The organism is Micromonospora sp. NPDC085948 (assembly GCF_040686315.1).
Lineage (GTDB): Bacteria > Actinomycetota > Actinomycetes > Mycobacteriales > Micromonosporaceae > Micromonospora.
Window position 1 is genome coordinate 253,907 of sequence record NZ_JBFBJW010000003.1, and the last position, 13,185, is coordinate 267,091.

The 13,185-nt window shown below is 72.4% G+C and carries 15 protein-coding genes; 10 read left to right on the top strand and 5 right to left on the bottom strand.

What is annotated here, in order from left to right:
- Positions 1 to 30 precede the first annotated feature (30 nt).
- From AB0O48_RS10805 to AB0O48_RS10815, 3 genes are all read left to right on the top strand, one after another.
- A complete protein-coding gene (locus tag AB0O48_RS10805) occupies positions 31 to 447 on the top strand; it encodes a DUF2795 domain-containing protein (protein ID WP_110564927.1) in 417 nt (138 codons plus the stop codon).
- Positions 448 to 497: 50 nt separating this feature from the next.
- Entirely contained in the window at positions 498 to 959 is a 462-nt protein-coding gene (locus tag AB0O48_RS10810) for an SRPBCC family protein (protein ID WP_357245460.1), read from the top strand.
- 102 nt (positions 960 to 1,061) lie between these two features.
- Positions 1,062 to 1,322, top strand: coding sequence for a hypothetical protein (locus AB0O48_RS10815; RefSeq protein WP_357245463.1), 261 nt, complete (start codon positions 1,062 to 1,064; stop codon positions 1,320 to 1,322).
- Here the strand turns inward: AB0O48_RS10815 and AB0O48_RS10820 are convergent.
- On the bottom strand, positions 1,280 to 2,551 hold the full coding sequence (locus AB0O48_RS10820) for an MFS transporter (RefSeq protein ID WP_357569906.1): 1,272 nt from the start codon (positions 2,549 to 2,551) through the stop codon (positions 1,280 to 1,282). The two genes, AB0O48_RS10815 and AB0O48_RS10820, sit on opposite strands and share 43 nt — an antisense overlap.
- A 158-nt stretch (positions 2,552 to 2,709) precedes the next feature.
- Here AB0O48_RS10820 and AB0O48_RS10825 point away from each other — a divergent pair, with 158 nt between their 5' ends.
- Both AB0O48_RS10825 and AB0O48_RS10830 read left to right on the top strand, forming a co-directional pair.
- Positions 2,710 to 2,919, top strand: a complete 210-nt coding sequence (locus AB0O48_RS10825; protein WP_357245468.1) for a hypothetical protein — start codon at positions 2,710 to 2,712, stop codon at positions 2,917 to 2,919.
- A 194-nt stretch (positions 2,920 to 3,113) separates the two neighbouring features.
- Entirely contained in the window at positions 3,114 to 3,467 is a 354-nt protein-coding gene (locus AB0O48_RS10830) for a DUF6401 family natural product biosynthesis protein (RefSeq protein ID WP_357245471.1), read from the top strand.
- Between the two features lie 74 nt (positions 3,468 to 3,541).
- Here the strand turns inward: AB0O48_RS10830 and AB0O48_RS10835 are convergent, their stop codons facing one another.
- Positions 3,542 to 4,354 (bottom strand): hypothetical protein, encoded by an 813-nt coding sequence (locus tag AB0O48_RS10835; RefSeq protein ID WP_357245474.1) that lies wholly within the window; start codon positions 4,352 to 4,354, stop codon positions 3,542 to 3,544.
- Positions 4,355 to 4,552: 198 nt separating this feature from the next.
- On the opposite strand from AB0O48_RS10835, the gene AB0O48_RS10840 reads away from it, so the two are divergent.
- From AB0O48_RS10840 to AB0O48_RS10850, 3 genes are all read left to right on the top strand, one after another.
- Positions 4,553 to 6,691, top strand: a complete 2,139-nt coding sequence (locus AB0O48_RS10840; RefSeq protein WP_357569907.1) for a SpoIIE family protein phosphatase — start codon at positions 4,553 to 4,555, stop codon at positions 6,689 to 6,691.
- A 25-nt stretch (positions 6,692 to 6,716) separates the two neighbouring features.
- A complete protein-coding gene (locus tag AB0O48_RS10845) occupies positions 6,717 to 7,394 on the top strand; it encodes an HAD family hydrolase (protein WP_357245478.1) in 678 nt (225 codons plus the stop codon).
- A 106-nt stretch (positions 7,395 to 7,500) separates the two neighbouring features.
- Complete coding sequence (locus AB0O48_RS10850; protein ID WP_357245481.1) at positions 7,501 to 8,796, top strand: cation:proton antiporter; 1,296 nt, start codon at positions 7,501 to 7,503, stop codon at positions 8,794 to 8,796.
- A gap of 9 nt (positions 8,797 to 8,805) precedes the next feature.
- On the opposite strand, the gene AB0O48_RS10855 is transcribed toward AB0O48_RS10850, so the two are convergent.
- A complete protein-coding gene (locus tag AB0O48_RS10855; protein ID WP_357246165.1) occupies positions 8,806 to 9,744 on the bottom strand; it encodes an FAD-dependent oxidoreductase in 939 nt (312 codons plus the stop codon).
- A gap of 108 nt (positions 9,745 to 9,852) precedes the next feature.
- Here AB0O48_RS10855 and AB0O48_RS10860 point away from each other — a divergent pair, with 108 nt between their 5' ends.
- Positions 9,853 to 10,068 carry a DUF3072 domain-containing protein gene (locus AB0O48_RS10860; RefSeq protein ID WP_357245484.1) on the top strand — a complete coding sequence of 72 codons (216 nt, stop codon included), beginning with the start codon at positions 9,853 to 9,855 and terminating at the stop codon, positions 10,066 to 10,068.
- 19 nt (positions 10,069 to 10,087) lie between these two features.
- Here AB0O48_RS10860 and AB0O48_RS10865 read toward each other — a convergent pair whose 3' ends face one another.
- Together AB0O48_RS10865 and AB0O48_RS10870 are read right to left on the bottom strand one after the other, a co-directional pair.
- Positions 10,088 to 10,588 carry a YfcE family phosphodiesterase gene (locus AB0O48_RS10865; RefSeq protein WP_357569908.1) on the bottom strand — a complete coding sequence of 167 codons (501 nt, stop codon included), beginning with the start codon at positions 10,586 to 10,588 and terminating at the stop codon, positions 10,088 to 10,090.
- A gap of 37 nt (positions 10,589 to 10,625) precedes the next feature.
- Positions 10,626 to 12,458 (bottom strand): glycoside hydrolase family 15 protein, encoded by a 1,833-nt coding sequence (locus AB0O48_RS10870; protein WP_357245490.1) that lies wholly within the window; start codon positions 12,456 to 12,458, stop codon positions 10,626 to 10,628.
- Positions 12,459 to 12,580: 122 nt separating this feature from the next.
- Between AB0O48_RS10870 and AB0O48_RS10875 the strand changes: the two genes are divergently transcribed.
- Positions 12,581 to 13,165 (top strand): general stress protein, encoded by a 585-nt coding sequence (locus AB0O48_RS10875; protein WP_357245493.1) that lies wholly within the window; start codon positions 12,581 to 12,583, stop codon positions 13,163 to 13,165.
- The last annotated feature ends 20 nt before the right edge of the window (positions 13,166 to 13,185 follow it).

Below are 13,185 nucleotides of genomic sequence, written 5' to 3' on the forward strand. Positions count from 1 at the left end.
CCGGGCGGGGTGCCGGGTAGCGCAGAAGGCATGGAGCGTGGCAACAGCAAGCACGGACCGAGAATCGACGAACAGATGAGTCAGGAGGTCAGCGGCCTCGTACAGGGGCCGGGGACCGGCGGCTCTCGGGTCGACGAGTCGCGGGTGCCGGAGCCGGCTGGCGAGGACCAGCCGGAGACGACCACCGCCCCGGCCGGAGACCTGCGCACCGGCACCCCGCAGGGGATGAGTTCCACGGACGTCGAGCAGCGCAGCCGGCTGGGCCGGTTCATCTCGATGAGCGCGCTGCCGGGCGACCGCCTGGTGCTCATCGCCAGTGCCCGGGAGAACGAGGCGCCGGACGACATCGTGGCGGCGTTGGAGCGACTGCCCGAGGGCACCCTCTACCAGACGGTCTCCGAGGTGTGGGCCGCTCTCGGCAACAAGAACGAGACAACTCGCTGGTGACGGGTCGTCCCCCGACCCGATGACCACCGGCGGCTGAAGGAGGTTCTCAGATGAGTGGCGTGACCGAACATGTGGACGTCTCCGTGCCCGTACGCACCGCGTACGACCAGTGGACGCAGTTCGAGGAGTTCCCCCAGTTCATGGAGGGCGTGTCGGAGGTCCGGCAGCTCTCCGACACGATGACCCACTGGACCGTGGACATCGCCGGGGTGAAGCGCGAGTTCGACGCCGAGATCACCGAACAGCTTCCCGACGAGCGGGTCGCCTGGCGCTCGACCGACGGCACCCAGCAGGCCGGCGTGGTGACCTTCCACCGGCTCGACGCGGACAAGACGCGGGTCACCCTCCAGCTCGAGTTCGAGCCGCACGGCGTGGTCGAGCAGGCCGGCGACAAGCTCGGCATCGTCGACCGGCGTGCCAAGGGCGACCTGGAGCGGTTCAAGACCTACATCGAGCGGCGCGGTCAGGAGACCGGCGCGTGGCGCGGTTCGGTGGACCGTCCGCAGCCGTGATCCCCGCACGACACCCGATGGCCGCCGGAATCCCGGCGGCCATCGCCGTGTCCGAGCCTTGTCGCCCGTTTGCGATCATCGCGCCCGGGTACCGCTGAAGACATGACCGACGACAACATCAGGGTGTGGCGGGACGAGGAACGGCTTCCGCTGGAGGAGCTGGAGAAGGCGGTGTCGGGCTCCAGCCTCGACGGGCAGGCCGACGACGTGACCGGCAACGACGCCGGCGAGGAAGCCGCGTTCGGGCACGGGCCGGCCGCCGCGGACCGGGACGGGCAGGCCCAGGGCAACAGCCGCGAGGCGACCGACCCGGAGCGCCCCTACCGTCCCTCCACCACCGGCCGGACCGGTCCGGACGTCTGACCCTCCCCGCCGGGTTGAGCCGGCACGGCCCTGCCGGTCGCGCCACGGGCGCCCCACTCGTAGAGCGCGATCAACGCCAGCGCGAGCACCACCAGGGCCGAGCCCAGCACCTGCACCGACGTGTTGCCGATCACCACACCCAGGCCGGCTGGGGCGAGCGCCGCGCCGATGCCGGAGGCACCGATCTGTAGGCCGATGGCCCGGTCGGCGTGGGCCGCGCCGACCCGGTCGGCGGTGGTGAGGGTGAGCAGGGGAAACACCGGCGCGGCGGCGAACCCCACCACGACCAGGCCGAGCACCGCCAGCGCGCCCGGCCCGGGGGCGGCGATCAACCCCGCGCCCACGGCCATTCCGACGAGACTGACGCGCAACACCAGCGCCGCCCCCAGGCGCTCGGCCACCACGCCCTGCACGACCCGGCCGACGAAGAGGCTCCCCCAGTACGCGGAGACGCAGCCGCCGGCCACCGCCGCGCTCAGGCCCCGACCCTCGGTCAGCAGCAGGAACGCCCACAGGCCGGCGGACACCTCGATGGCGACGTACAGCGCGAAGGCGAGCGTGCCGGACCACACCGCCGGCAGCCGCAGGGTCGCCCGGATCGGCACCCGGACGGCCGCGGCGGGCTCGGCTCCCGGGGCGGCGCCCTCGGTGGCGGCCGGGCTGCCGCGTCGCCAGGCCCGCACGGTGAACGCGAACGCGACGGCGAGGGCGAACTGGGCGGCGGCCACGATGCCGTACCCCCACCGCCAGGACAGCCCGGCGCTCAGTGCCCCCGTCATGATCAGCGGACCGATCGCCACGCCCAGGCCGAAGAAGGCGTGCAACCAGTTCATGTGGCGCGGCCCGAAGGCCCCGGCGGCGTACGCGTTGAGCCCGGAGTCGACCGCGCCGGACCCGAGCCCGACCAGCAGCGCACAGCCCACCAGCACGGCCAGCACCGGGCTCAGGACGTAGCCGCCCAGGGCCAGGCTGGCCAGCAGGGTGCTGGCGGCGAGCAGCGCGCCCACGCCGACCCGGGCCAGCGTGAACCCGGCCAGCACGCTGGAGGTCAGGTAGCCGACGGTGCCCGCGGTGAGCACCAGACCGACGGCCTCGGTCGGTACGTGGAAGTCGTCCCGGATCGAGGGCCAGGCGACACCGAGCAGGCCGTCGGGCAGGCCGAGGCTGACGAACGCGAGGTAGGCCAGCAGGAGCAGGGCGGCGCGGGGGCGGGCGGGCGCGGTGGACACGGGACACCATCCTGCCGCAGGGGCACTTTAGTGCCGTCGGCGCCCGATCGCCCGCCGCGCAAAGAAGTCGTGTCCGGACGGTCGAGAAAACGGACAGCTCATCCAGAATCGGCCGATCGGAGGACGGCAAACGGACTGACTCGCGTAAGAATTTCGGAATGCATCAAGGCTCCGGAATCCTCTCGTCGCGTCAGCGCCGGCTCGCCTGGCTCGGCTTCCTGCTCGCCGCCCTGCAGGCACCCGTGTCCGCCCGGCTGGTCGCCGACGACTCGTGGCTGTTCAGCCTCTGCGTCGCGCTGATGGTGGCGACCGTGATCATCGCCGACGACGCGGCGCGGCGGCGCCCGGCCGACGCGACAACCGACTGACCCACGCTGCCCGGCCGGTCCGTCCGGCCGCTGTCCCGCTGCCTGCCTTCCTGTCCTGCAACGCCCGTGGTTCTCCCGTTGGCCCGTCTGGGCGGATCGACCCCCGCGGTCAGCACCGAACGGCCAGTGGCGCAGCCGACATCCGCCGAGTGACCGACGGCGACACCGTCACCCGTCGGTTAGCCTCGGTCACCATGCGTGTGCCGTTCAACCGGGTCGCCACCCGTACCGCCGTCGACTCGGCGCGGTCCACCCTGGCCGCCCTCACCGTGTCCCTCGGCACCGTCGGGCTCGCAGCCGCCGCCGCGCGACCGGGGCTGCTGGCCCTCGTCGACCAGCACGCGGCTGCCGTGCGGGACAGCCTCGACGGTGACCGCCAGCCGCTGACCGCCGCGGCCCTCGCCGGCTACGCCGAGGGCGTCCGCGCCGCCGCGCTGGAGCACGGGTGGGTCCCGCCGGACGGGCCGGTGGACTGGAGCAACCCGGAGTGGCTGCTCACCCGGCTGCTCGCGGTCTGCGCGCTGGCCCGCCCGCTCGACGGCGCCTGACGGGACGCGGGGAGGGCACCCCGCGCATCGCTGCGCGGAGCACCCTCCCCAACCTGCCGTGCCGTTCCGCCTCGCTACGAGCGGTACTGCGGAGCTTCCTCGTCCACCCGAGGCATCGCCTGGGTACGGTCGCCCCCGCGGTCGGCCATCTGCCGCTCCACGTCGCTGCGCCCGGCCGCATTGGCCTGACGCTGCTGTTGCACCGCCCGAGCTTCCCGGGCGGCCCGGTCCAGCCAGCCGTCCCAGCGGTTCTGCATCGGCTTCACGAGACCGCCACCGACACCGACGATCAGGATGCCGGCCACCGTGGCGAGCACCGCGATCAGCACCGGGGTCGTCACCGTGGTGGCGATACCCACCTGGTTCAGTGCGGCGATCACGCCGAGCGCGATGACGAAGATCGCCGCGAGGTCGGCCAGGACCTTGCCGTACGACAGACCGCCCAGCGCCCCGGTGACCAGATCCCGGACGGCGTTGGCGATCGCAGCCGCCACCACCACGATGACGATCGCGACGAACGCCCGCGGCAGCCAGGACACCACGCCACTGATCAGGTCACTGATCGCGTTGGGCCCCCAGACTCCGAACGCGAACTGCAGCGTGAACAGCAGTACGGCGTAGTACGCCAGTCTGGCCAGAATGTCGGAGGCGTCGTACTTCGTTCTCTCCAGGGCCCGTTTGATACCGCCACGTTCGACGGCTTGGTCGAAGTGCACCCGTTCCAGCACCGTATCCACGATCTTGAGGACGGCTCTGGCGATGAGCCAGCCGACCACCAGGATGACGATGAAGGCCACTGCCTTCGGGATGAAGAGCAGCACCGACCTCCAGGTGTCGGCGATGGCATCGCCGATGTCGGCCTGCCGAACCGCGAGGGTTTTCAGCATGATGTCCCTCCTGTCGCATGGACTGCGCCGGGCGCTTACCCGGCTACCGGTCCGGCAGTCCGCGCAACGCGCCGCGTTTTTCCCGGCCGTCCGACGAGCAGGGGTCCTGAACTGCCCAGATGGGCAGCGCGGCGGTCGCGGCGACGCCCCGCCGCCATGATCGGATGCCTTTTCCGACGAGCCGACTAGGCTGCGAACATGCCAGGAACGGTCGGGCGAGTCCCCACGCCAGCAACTCCGGTCCCGGGTACGTCCACCGGCGCCGGTACGTCCGCTGCCGTGCTCGCCCACGACTGGGCCGGCACTCCGCTGGGTCCACCCGAGGGCTGGGACGTCGCGGTGCGGGCGGTGATCGAGCTGATCCTCGCCTCGCCGATGCCGATGGCCCTGGCATACGGAGACGACCTCGTCCTGCTCTACAACGCCGGCTACGCCGAACTGCTGGGCACCAAACACCCGAGCGCCCTCGGCCGCCCGGCCGCCGAGGTGTTCGCCGAGATCTGGGCGCTGCCCGGCGTCGGTCAGGTGTTCGAGCGCACCTACCGGCAGGGCGAGCCGTTCCTGGAGAAGGAGTCCACACTGCCGCTGGTGCGGGGGCACTCCGCGACGGTGGAGCAGGCGGTCTTCACCCGGGGCTACTCGCCGGTGCGGGACAGCACCGGGAAGATCGTCGGCACGTTGACGGTCGCGGCCGAGACCACCCACGTCACCGAGCAGTTGCAGAGCCTCAGCGAGGTGGCCGCGGCGCTCGCCGGCACGCTCACCCTCGACGACGTGGCCCGGGTGGCGCTGCGGTACGCGATCACCACGTTCGACCCGGACCAGGCCTCGTTCGCGGTCGACGAGGGCGGCGGCGGTTGGCGCATGGTGCGCCGGGTCCGCGGCGAGTTGCTGGACGAGGCCGACGAGCGGCTTCCTCCGCTCTGGCGGCGCGCTCCGGCGGACTGGTCGGCCCCGGTGGTGCAGGCGGCCCGCTCCGCCGGCCCGTTCTTCGTCCGCGACGGGCAGCCGCTGCGGGAGATCGCGGTGGACCGCCACGATCAGAAGATCCGCTCGATGGCGGCCCTGCCCCTGGGTACCTCGGTGGTGCGCGGCGGGCTCGCGGTCGGCTACCAGGTGCCGCACACCTGGTCGCCCGCCGAGCGGGCGCTGCTGGCCGCCTCGGTCGAGCTGATCGGCCAGGCCGCGGAGCGGGCCCGCCGCTTCGAGACCCAGCACGGCACGGCCCAGTTGTTGCAACGCAGCATGTTGCCGGAGCACCTGCCGGACCTGCCCCGGTTGCGGGTGGCGGCCCGCTACGACCCGGGGGTGGACGGCAACGCCGCCGGCGGTGACTTCTACGACGCGTTCCTCCTGCCCGGCGGCGCGCTCGGCGTGGTGCTGGGCGACGTCGCGGGCCACGACGTGCAGGCCGCCGCGCGAATGGGACAGGTCCGGGCAGCGCTGCGCGCGCTCGCCCTGGCCGATCCGGCGCCCGACGCGGTGCTGGCCGGACTGGACCGGCTGGTCACCAGCCTGGGCGCGGAGGCCAGCACCCACGAACTGTTCGTCACCGTGGCGTTCGGGGTCATCGACGCGGAGCGGCGGGAGCTGACCCTGGCCAGCGCCGGGCACCCCGCGCCGCTGATCCGCCGCAGCGACCCGACGGGCCGCAGCTACGCCGAGTACGTCGACGTGCCGGCCGGCCCGCCGCTGGGTCTGGGCAGCCGACCCGGCACCACGATTGTCCCGTTCCGTCCCGGTGACACCCTGCTGCTGTTCAGCGACGGGGTGGTGGAGCGTCGTCGGCAGAGCCTCACCGCCGGGTTGGCCGGCCTCAGCGACGCCGTCGCCAAGGCCGGCAGTGGCGACCCCCGTGCCCTCTGCGCCGTGGCCACGGCGGCGGTGCCCGGCGGCACCGAGGACGACGTGGCCGTGCTCGCGGTCGAGCACGCGCTCAAGCCGAGCCGCTCGGCGAGCATGGAGGTACCCGCGGAGCCGACCGCCCCCAGCCGCGTGCGGCACTGGATGACCGGTCAGCTCACCGAATGGCAGGTGGCCGAGTCGGTGATCGGGGCGGCGGTGCTGTGCACCAGCGAACTGACCACAAACGCGTTGCTGCACGCCGGCACCGCCGCCCGGGTGGAGATCGACCTCAGCCCCGAGCGTCTCCTGGTCTCGGTCGCCGACTCCGGCACCCGGGGCACCGTGACCCGGACCCGCACCGACACGTTGAGCAGCCGTGGGCGTGGCCTGGGCCTGATCGAGGAGCTCAGCGACGCCTGGGGCACCGACCCGTCGGTCCGCGGCTCCACGGTCTGGTTCGAGATTCTGACGCCGCCGACCGCGCATCCCTGAGCCGCCCGACGGGTAGGAGGGCGCCATGCGTAGCGAACAGCCGGCCGGAGTTCTCTTCGACGTCGACGGGACCCTGGTGGACACCACGTACCTGCACACCGTGAGTTGGTGGGAGGCGTTGCGTCAGACCGACCAGCCGGTGCCGATGGCGGTGGTGCACCGCTCGATCGGGATGGGTTCGGACAAGCTCCTCGACCACCTGCTCGGCCCCGAACGGGACCGGGACGCCGACGCGAAGCTGACTGACGCGCACGACACCCTGTACGCCGAGTACTGGGATCGCCTCACCCCGCTGCCCCGGGCCGCGGACCTGCTGCGCGCCTGCGCCGAGCGCGGCCTGCGGGTGGTGCTCGCCACCTCCGCCTCCGAGTCCGAGGTGGGCGCACTGCGCCGGGCGCTGGCCGCCGACGACGTGATCGACACGGTCACCTCCTCGGCGGACGCCCAGCAGAGCAAGCCGGCCCCGGACATCCTGGTCGCCGCGCTGGAGCAGTCCGGGTTGGCCGCCGAGCGGGTGGTCTTCGTCGGCGACTCGGTGTGGGACGTCGTCGCGGCCGGCAAGCTCAACATTCCGTGCGTCGGGGTGACCTGCGGCGGCACCAGCCGCGGCGAACTCGCCGGCGCCGGCGCGGTGGCGGTGTACGACGACCCGGCCGCGCTGCTCGACGAATTGGCGGACTCGCCACTGACCCGACCGCGCTGAGGATCACTCGGGTTCACCGGCACGTACGCGCATAGCCGGTGCCGTTGCGGGGCAAGGTCTGTCACCACCTGCCCGCGCCCCGCGGGTGCGGCCGAAAGGTGGTGCCGTGGAGCCGGTAGACGTGGCGTTCGCGCTTGTGGGCCTGGGCGCTCTGCTCGCGGGCATCCTGCCCCGGGTCCTGGAGCAGCGTCCGCTGTCCATGCCGATCGCCTTCCTCGCCCTCGGCATGCTGGTGTTCCTGCTGCCGGTCGGGCTGCCGACACCGGACCCGCTGGCCCACCCGGAGCTGACCACCCATCTCACCGAGATCGGCGTGATCGTTGCGCTGATGGGCGCCGGGCTCAAGATCGACCGACCGTTGAGTTGGCAGCGGTGGTCGTCCACCTGGCGGCTGCTGGCCATCGCCATGCCCCTGTGCATCGCGGCGGTGACCCTGCTCGGCTGGTGGTGGGCGGGCCTGGTGCCGGCCGCCGCCCTGTTGTTGGGCGCCGCGCTGGCCCCGACCGATCCGGTGCTCGCCGCCGACGTGCAGGTCGGCGAGCCGACGGACGTGGAGGACTCCGAGGACGAAGTCCGCTTCGCGTTGACCTCGGAAGCCGGCCTCAACGACGGGCTGGCGTTCCCGTTCGTCTACGCCGCCATCGCCATCGCCTCGACCAGCCTCGCCCCGGGCGACTGGATGGCCGAGTGGTTCACCGTCGACGTGCTCTGGAAGGTGGGCGTCGGGGTCGGCGGTGGGCTGCTGATCGGCTGGTTGCTCGGCAAGCTGTTCTTCCGCGCGCCCAGTGAGCTGCGGCTGGCCCGGCACGCCGAGGGCTTCCTGGCGCTGGCCGCCACGTTCCTGGCGTACGGGCTGGTCGAGGTCGTCGGCGGGTACGGCTTCCTGGCGGTGTTCGTGGCCGCGCGGGCCATCCGGGCCGCCGAGCGGACCCACCAGTTCCACTCGGTGCTGCACGACTTCGCCGAGCAGGTCGAACGGCTGCTCACCCTGGTGCTGTTGCTGCTGCTCGGCGGCGCGATCGTGGGTGGTCTGCTGGCGCCGCTGACCTGGCCGGCGGCCGCCGTCGGGTTGGCGCTGGTGTTCCTGATCCGGCCGCTGTTCGGCTGGTTGTCGCTGCGGGGCGCGCCGGGGCGACCGGCCGAGCACTGGGTGATCTCGTTGTTCGGCATCCGCGGTGTCGGCTCGTTCTACTACCTCGCGTACGCCACCACGAAGGCGGACTTCCCGCAGGCCGAGCTGCTGTGGGCGACCGTCGGGCTGGTGGTGCTCGTGTCCGTGGTGGTGCACGGCATCACGGCGACCCCGGTCATGCAGCTGCTCGACCGGGAGGGCGAACGCACCTCCGACCCGGCCGAGCGGGACGCCGACGCCCGGCCGGTCGCCGCAGCCGGCCACTCCTGAACGAACAGGTCAGGCCAGGCGGGCGGCGATGGCGCGGCCCAGGTCCCGACCGGAGCGCCAGGCACTCTGCACCCGAGGTTTGCCGAACGCGTCGCCGGCCAGGCCGATCCCGTCGGCATCCAGGTGGTAGGTGGCACCGGTGGCACCGCTTGAAGGCTTCGCGTACGTCCAGCGGTGCACCCGCACGTCGACGGCCTGTTCGGGCAACCCCAACAGGTCCCGGACGGCCTGCTCGACGGCCGGGGCGGCACCGGTGGGCTGGGCCAGGTGCCCGGCGGCGAATTCCGGCACCGTGTGCGCGACGAGCACCGGAGCGCCGTCACCGCGCCGGTCGCCGTCGTCGCAGACGAGATTGACGACGGGATGGCCGTTGACGAACGCGCCGCGGAAGTCCGGCCACCGCCGGGTCGGGAAGCGCAGCACCACGGCCAGGGACGGTGACCAGCGTTGTGCCTGCACGGCGCGGGTGGCGTCGGTCAGCGCCGGGTCGAGCAGCAGGGCGGCCTGCGGACCGGGCATGGCCAGCGCGACCGCGGCGCACGGTTCGCCGTCCACGGCCGGGCCGGGCTCCACGCCGAGCACCAGCCGATCCACGGTCACCGGCACCTCGCTGGCCAGGTGTTCGACAAGCGAACGCAGCCCACGCGGGGCGGCGAAGCGCATCGGGCCGGGCACGTCGTGGCGCCCGTTCTCGTCGTACGCCTGGAAGGTGTCGGTCCACTCCCGGACCAGACCGGCGGCGCGCCACTGCTCGGTGACGGCGACGAAGTCCGGGTCGGTGGCGGTGAAGTACGCCGCCCCGATGTCCGCGGGTCGTCCCTCGAAGCGCTTGCTGGCCATGCGGCCACCGCAGACGTGCCCTCGCTCCCGGACCCGCACCGGCACCCCGGCCCGTGTCAACTCCACCGCACAGGCCACCCCGGCGATGCCCGCCCCGACCACCACCACACCCGACCGGTCCACGCTCATTCGATGATCGTAGGTGGCGGTGTTCGGGCATGAACCACCGATGACCTGGGTACTGGCACAACTGTTCGAAAGAAAGGGTGATGAGTGATGACGGACCGCCGCACCGAGCAGGCCGACCAGAACGCCGCGATCAAGGACCCGGACGAGTGGGTCACCGGTGACGAGCCGCCGACCGCCGCCCAGGAGTCCTACCTGGGCACGCTGGCTCGGGAGGCCCACGCGGATCTCCCGGACGACCTGACCAAGGCCGAGGCCTCCAAGCGCATCGACGAGCTCCAGGCCAAGACCGGCCGAGGCCAGTAACCCCGGGTTGCGGGGGCGGTCAGGGACGGGGCAGGGCGTGCAGGCGCACCTCGGTCAGGCTGCCCCCGTGTACCTCGGCGGTGAGGTAGGTGGCGTGGGGTTGGGAACGCCGGTCGGTGGGCGAGCCGGGGTTGAGCAGGCGCAGACCACCGGGCGCCTCGGTGTCCCAGGGGATGTGCGAGTGCCCGAAGACCAGCACGTCGACATCGGGAAACCGGGCCGCACACCGCTTCTCCCGACCGGTGCGTGGCCCGGTCTCGTGCACCACGGCGACGCACAGGCCGTCGAGGTCGACCCGGGCCACCTCCGGCAGCCGGGCGCGCAGCACCGGCCCGTCGTTGTTGCCGTACACCCCGACCAGCCGGCGCGACCGCGCGGTCATCGCGTCGAGCAGCGCCGCGTCCACCCAGTCACCGGCGTGCACCACCACGTCCGCGGCCTCGATCGCCGCCCAGAGCGGGTCGGGCAGGTCCCGGGCCCGCTTCGGTACGTGGGTGTCCGCCGTGAGCACCAACCGCATCCGGCCATTCTCCCGCGTGCCCCGACGACCCGCCCGGCTAACGACCCGTCGGGGTGAAGTACGCCGGGGGCATCCCGCACTCGCGCAACGTCGGGTTCCGCTCGACGTCGGTGAGCACTCCGGCGGCATTGATCAGGCCGATGTGCGAGAACGCCTGCGGGAAGTTGCCCAACTGCTCCCCGGTCTGTTGATTGATCTGCTCGGCGAACAGGCCCAGGTCGTTGACCCGACCAGCCAGATCGCGAAACAACTCGTGCGCCCGGTCCCGCTCGCCGGCCAACGCCAGGCAACTCACCAGCCAGAACGAACAGATGACGAAGCCCGCCGGGTCACCGTCCCAGCGCCGCAGCAGGCCGTCGTGCGACAGCCCCCGTTCCACCGCGCGGACCGTCGCGCGCATCCGCGGGTCGTCGGCCCGCAGGAAACCCACCAGCGGCATCACCAGCACGGACGCGTCCAGCTCGTCGGAGTCGAAGATCCCGGTGTACGACTGGAGCCGGTCGCTCCACCCCCGCGTGAGGATCGCCGCGCGCACCTCGTCCCGGGCCGCCGTCCAGCGGGCCAGGTCCTGCGGCTCGCCGAGCTGGTCGCCGAAGCGGACCGCCCGGTCCAGGGCGACCCAGCACTCCACCTTCGAGGACACGTGGTGGTGTTGGACGCCTCGCTCCTCCCACATCCCCGCGTCGGGCTGTCTCCAGTCCTGCTCGGCCTGGTCGGCGAGCACCCGGAGCAAGTGGTAGACCTCCGGGTCGAACGGCTCCAACTGGTCCCGCATCAGCCAGGCGGCGTCCATGGCCGCGCCGTAGATGTCGTTCTGCCGCTGCCGCCACGCGTCGTTACCGGTCACCACCGGCGGGCTGTGGCGGTATCCGCCGAGTTGGTCGAGCCGGTGTTCGGTGAGGTCCCGCTCCCCCAGCACCCCGTACATGATGGGTACCGGCTGGTCGTCGATCCGGCCCATGGCCCGCCCCAACCAGGCGAACTGTCGCCGCACCTCGTCGAAGCACGCCGACCGCCACAGTGCCCGCAGGGTGTGGCTGAAGTCGCGCACCCAGACGTAGCGGTAGTCGTAGTTGCGGTCTCCGCCGAGCTCCTCCGGCAGCGAGGTGGTCACCGAGGCCACCACGGCGCCACTGGGCCGGTACGTCATGCCCTGTATAACCAGCCCGCTGCGCCGCACCTCCTCGGCGTAGAGGCCCTCGTAGTGGTGCTCGTCGGCCCAGGACTGCCAACCGGCGACGGTGTCGGCGATCGTCTGGTCGGCGTCCGGCACCTCCGGCAGGGGGGCGTCGTAGGTCGGGGCGTACCCGAGGGTGAAGTTGTGGGTCGCGCCGGCGCGGACGGTGAACGTCGCCGTGGCATCGCCGTCCTCGCCGCACGTCAACCGCACGCTGCTGCGGAAGGTGAGCCGCGCGGCCCCGGCGATGGCTTCGAGCATGTCCGCGCGCTCGACCAGGTACGCGATGGTGCGCCCGTACTCGAAGCGCGGCCGGTAGTGCACCCGCATTGGCACCGCGCCGGTGAGCCCCTGCACGCTGCGGACCAGCACCTGCGGGGAGCGCATCCCGATGTCGTGACCACGGCTGCCGGGCTCGAAGGCGAGCGCGTCGGTGAGCGCGACGTCCCCCTGCGCGGTGCGGAAGACGGTCCGCAGCACGAGGGTGTTGTCGAGGTAGCAACGTTCGACTGTGAAATCGGCCTCCGGCCGGATCGACCAGTGTCCAGCGCCCTCGTCGAGCAGCCGGCCGAACACCGACGGGGCGTCGAACCGCCCCGGGCACCACCAGTTAACCGAGCCCAGGGAGTCCACCAGCGCCGCGCTGCGTCCGTCGGCGAGAAACCCGTAGTCGCTGATCTGTCCGTTCTCCACCCGCCTGGCTACCCGGGCCGCCCGCCCCCATTCCTCCGAGCCGGGGACGGCACTCCGCGTGCTGGCCGGCGTTACCGCTCGGCACGGGCGGGAACCCGGAGGGCTGACGAGGGAGGATGCTCATGACGTCAGCTTCGGGGCCGACCGCCGCGTGGCGGCCCGGCACACAGGATGACGACCTGCTTCCAACCGGGCCGGCCGGCCGCCTGTCGACACCGGGTGGTGACGGCCACGGGCCGGAGACCGGCGCGCCGACCGTGACGATCGGCTCGTACCCGGACTATCCGGCTGCACAGCGGGTCGTCGACTATCTGGCCGACAATCGCTTTCCGGTGGAGCACACCGCCATCGTCGGCACCAACCTCACCCTGGTGGAGACGGTGCTCGGGCGGATGACCACCGGTCGAGCCGCACTGCTCGGCGCCGGCACCGGCGCCTGGTTCGGACTCTTCATCGGCCTGCTGTTCGGCATCTTCACCGTCGGCAACTGGCTGGCGGTGATCCTGGTCGGGCTGGTCATCGGCGCGATCTGGGGTGCCGTGTTCGGTGCGGTCGCGCACGCGATGACGGGCGGGCAGCGGGACTTCACCTCGGCCAGCTCGCTACGCGCCGGCCAGTACGCGGTGACCGTCGACGCGCAGCTCGCCGACCAGGCCCGACAGCTGATGGGTCGGATGCAGATGCCCGGCGGGGCCGCCAACCGCTGAGCGACGATCGACCGGCCGCC

Excerpts from the sequence above, each read along its gene's own strand:
- AB0O48_RS10830 (WP_357245471.1), top strand. The coding sequence starts at position 3,114 with ATGCGTGTGCCGTTCAACCGGGTCGCCACCCGTACCGCCGTCGACTCG.
- AB0O48_RS10860 (WP_357245484.1), top strand. The coding sequence starts at position 9,853 with ATGACGGACCGCCGCACCGAGCAGGCCGACCAGAACGCCGCGATCAAG.
- AB0O48_RS10815 (WP_357245463.1), top strand. The coding sequence starts at position 1,062 with ATGACCGACGACAACATCAGGGTGTGGCGGGACGAGGAACGGCTTCCG.
- AB0O48_RS10805 (WP_110564927.1), top strand. The coding sequence starts at position 31 with ATGGAGCGTGGCAACAGCAAGCACGGACCGAGAATCGACGAACAGATG.
- AB0O48_RS10845 (WP_357245478.1), top strand. The coding sequence starts at position 6,717 with ATGCGTAGCGAACAGCCGGCCGGAGTTCTCTTCGACGTCGACGGGACC.
- AB0O48_RS10875 (WP_357245493.1), top strand. The coding sequence starts at position 12,581 with ATGACGTCAGCTTCGGGGCCGACCGCCGCGTGGCGGCCCGGCACACAG.
- AB0O48_RS10835 (WP_357245474.1), bottom strand. The coding sequence starts at position 4,354 with ATGCTGAAAACCCTCGCGGTTCGGCAGGCCGACATCGGCGATGCCATC.
- AB0O48_RS10825 (WP_357245468.1), top strand. The coding sequence starts at position 2,710 with ATGCATCAAGGCTCCGGAATCCTCTCGTCGCGTCAGCGCCGGCTCGCC.
- AB0O48_RS10840 (WP_357569907.1), top strand. The coding sequence starts at position 4,553 with ATGCCAGGAACGGTCGGGCGAGTCCCCACGCCAGCAACTCCGGTCCCG.
- AB0O48_RS10865 (WP_357569908.1), bottom strand. The coding sequence starts at position 10,588 with ATGCGGTTGGTGCTCACGGCGGACACCCACGTACCGAAGCGGGCCCGG.
- AB0O48_RS10810 (WP_357245460.1), top strand. The coding sequence starts at position 498 with ATGAGTGGCGTGACCGAACATGTGGACGTCTCCGTGCCCGTACGCACC.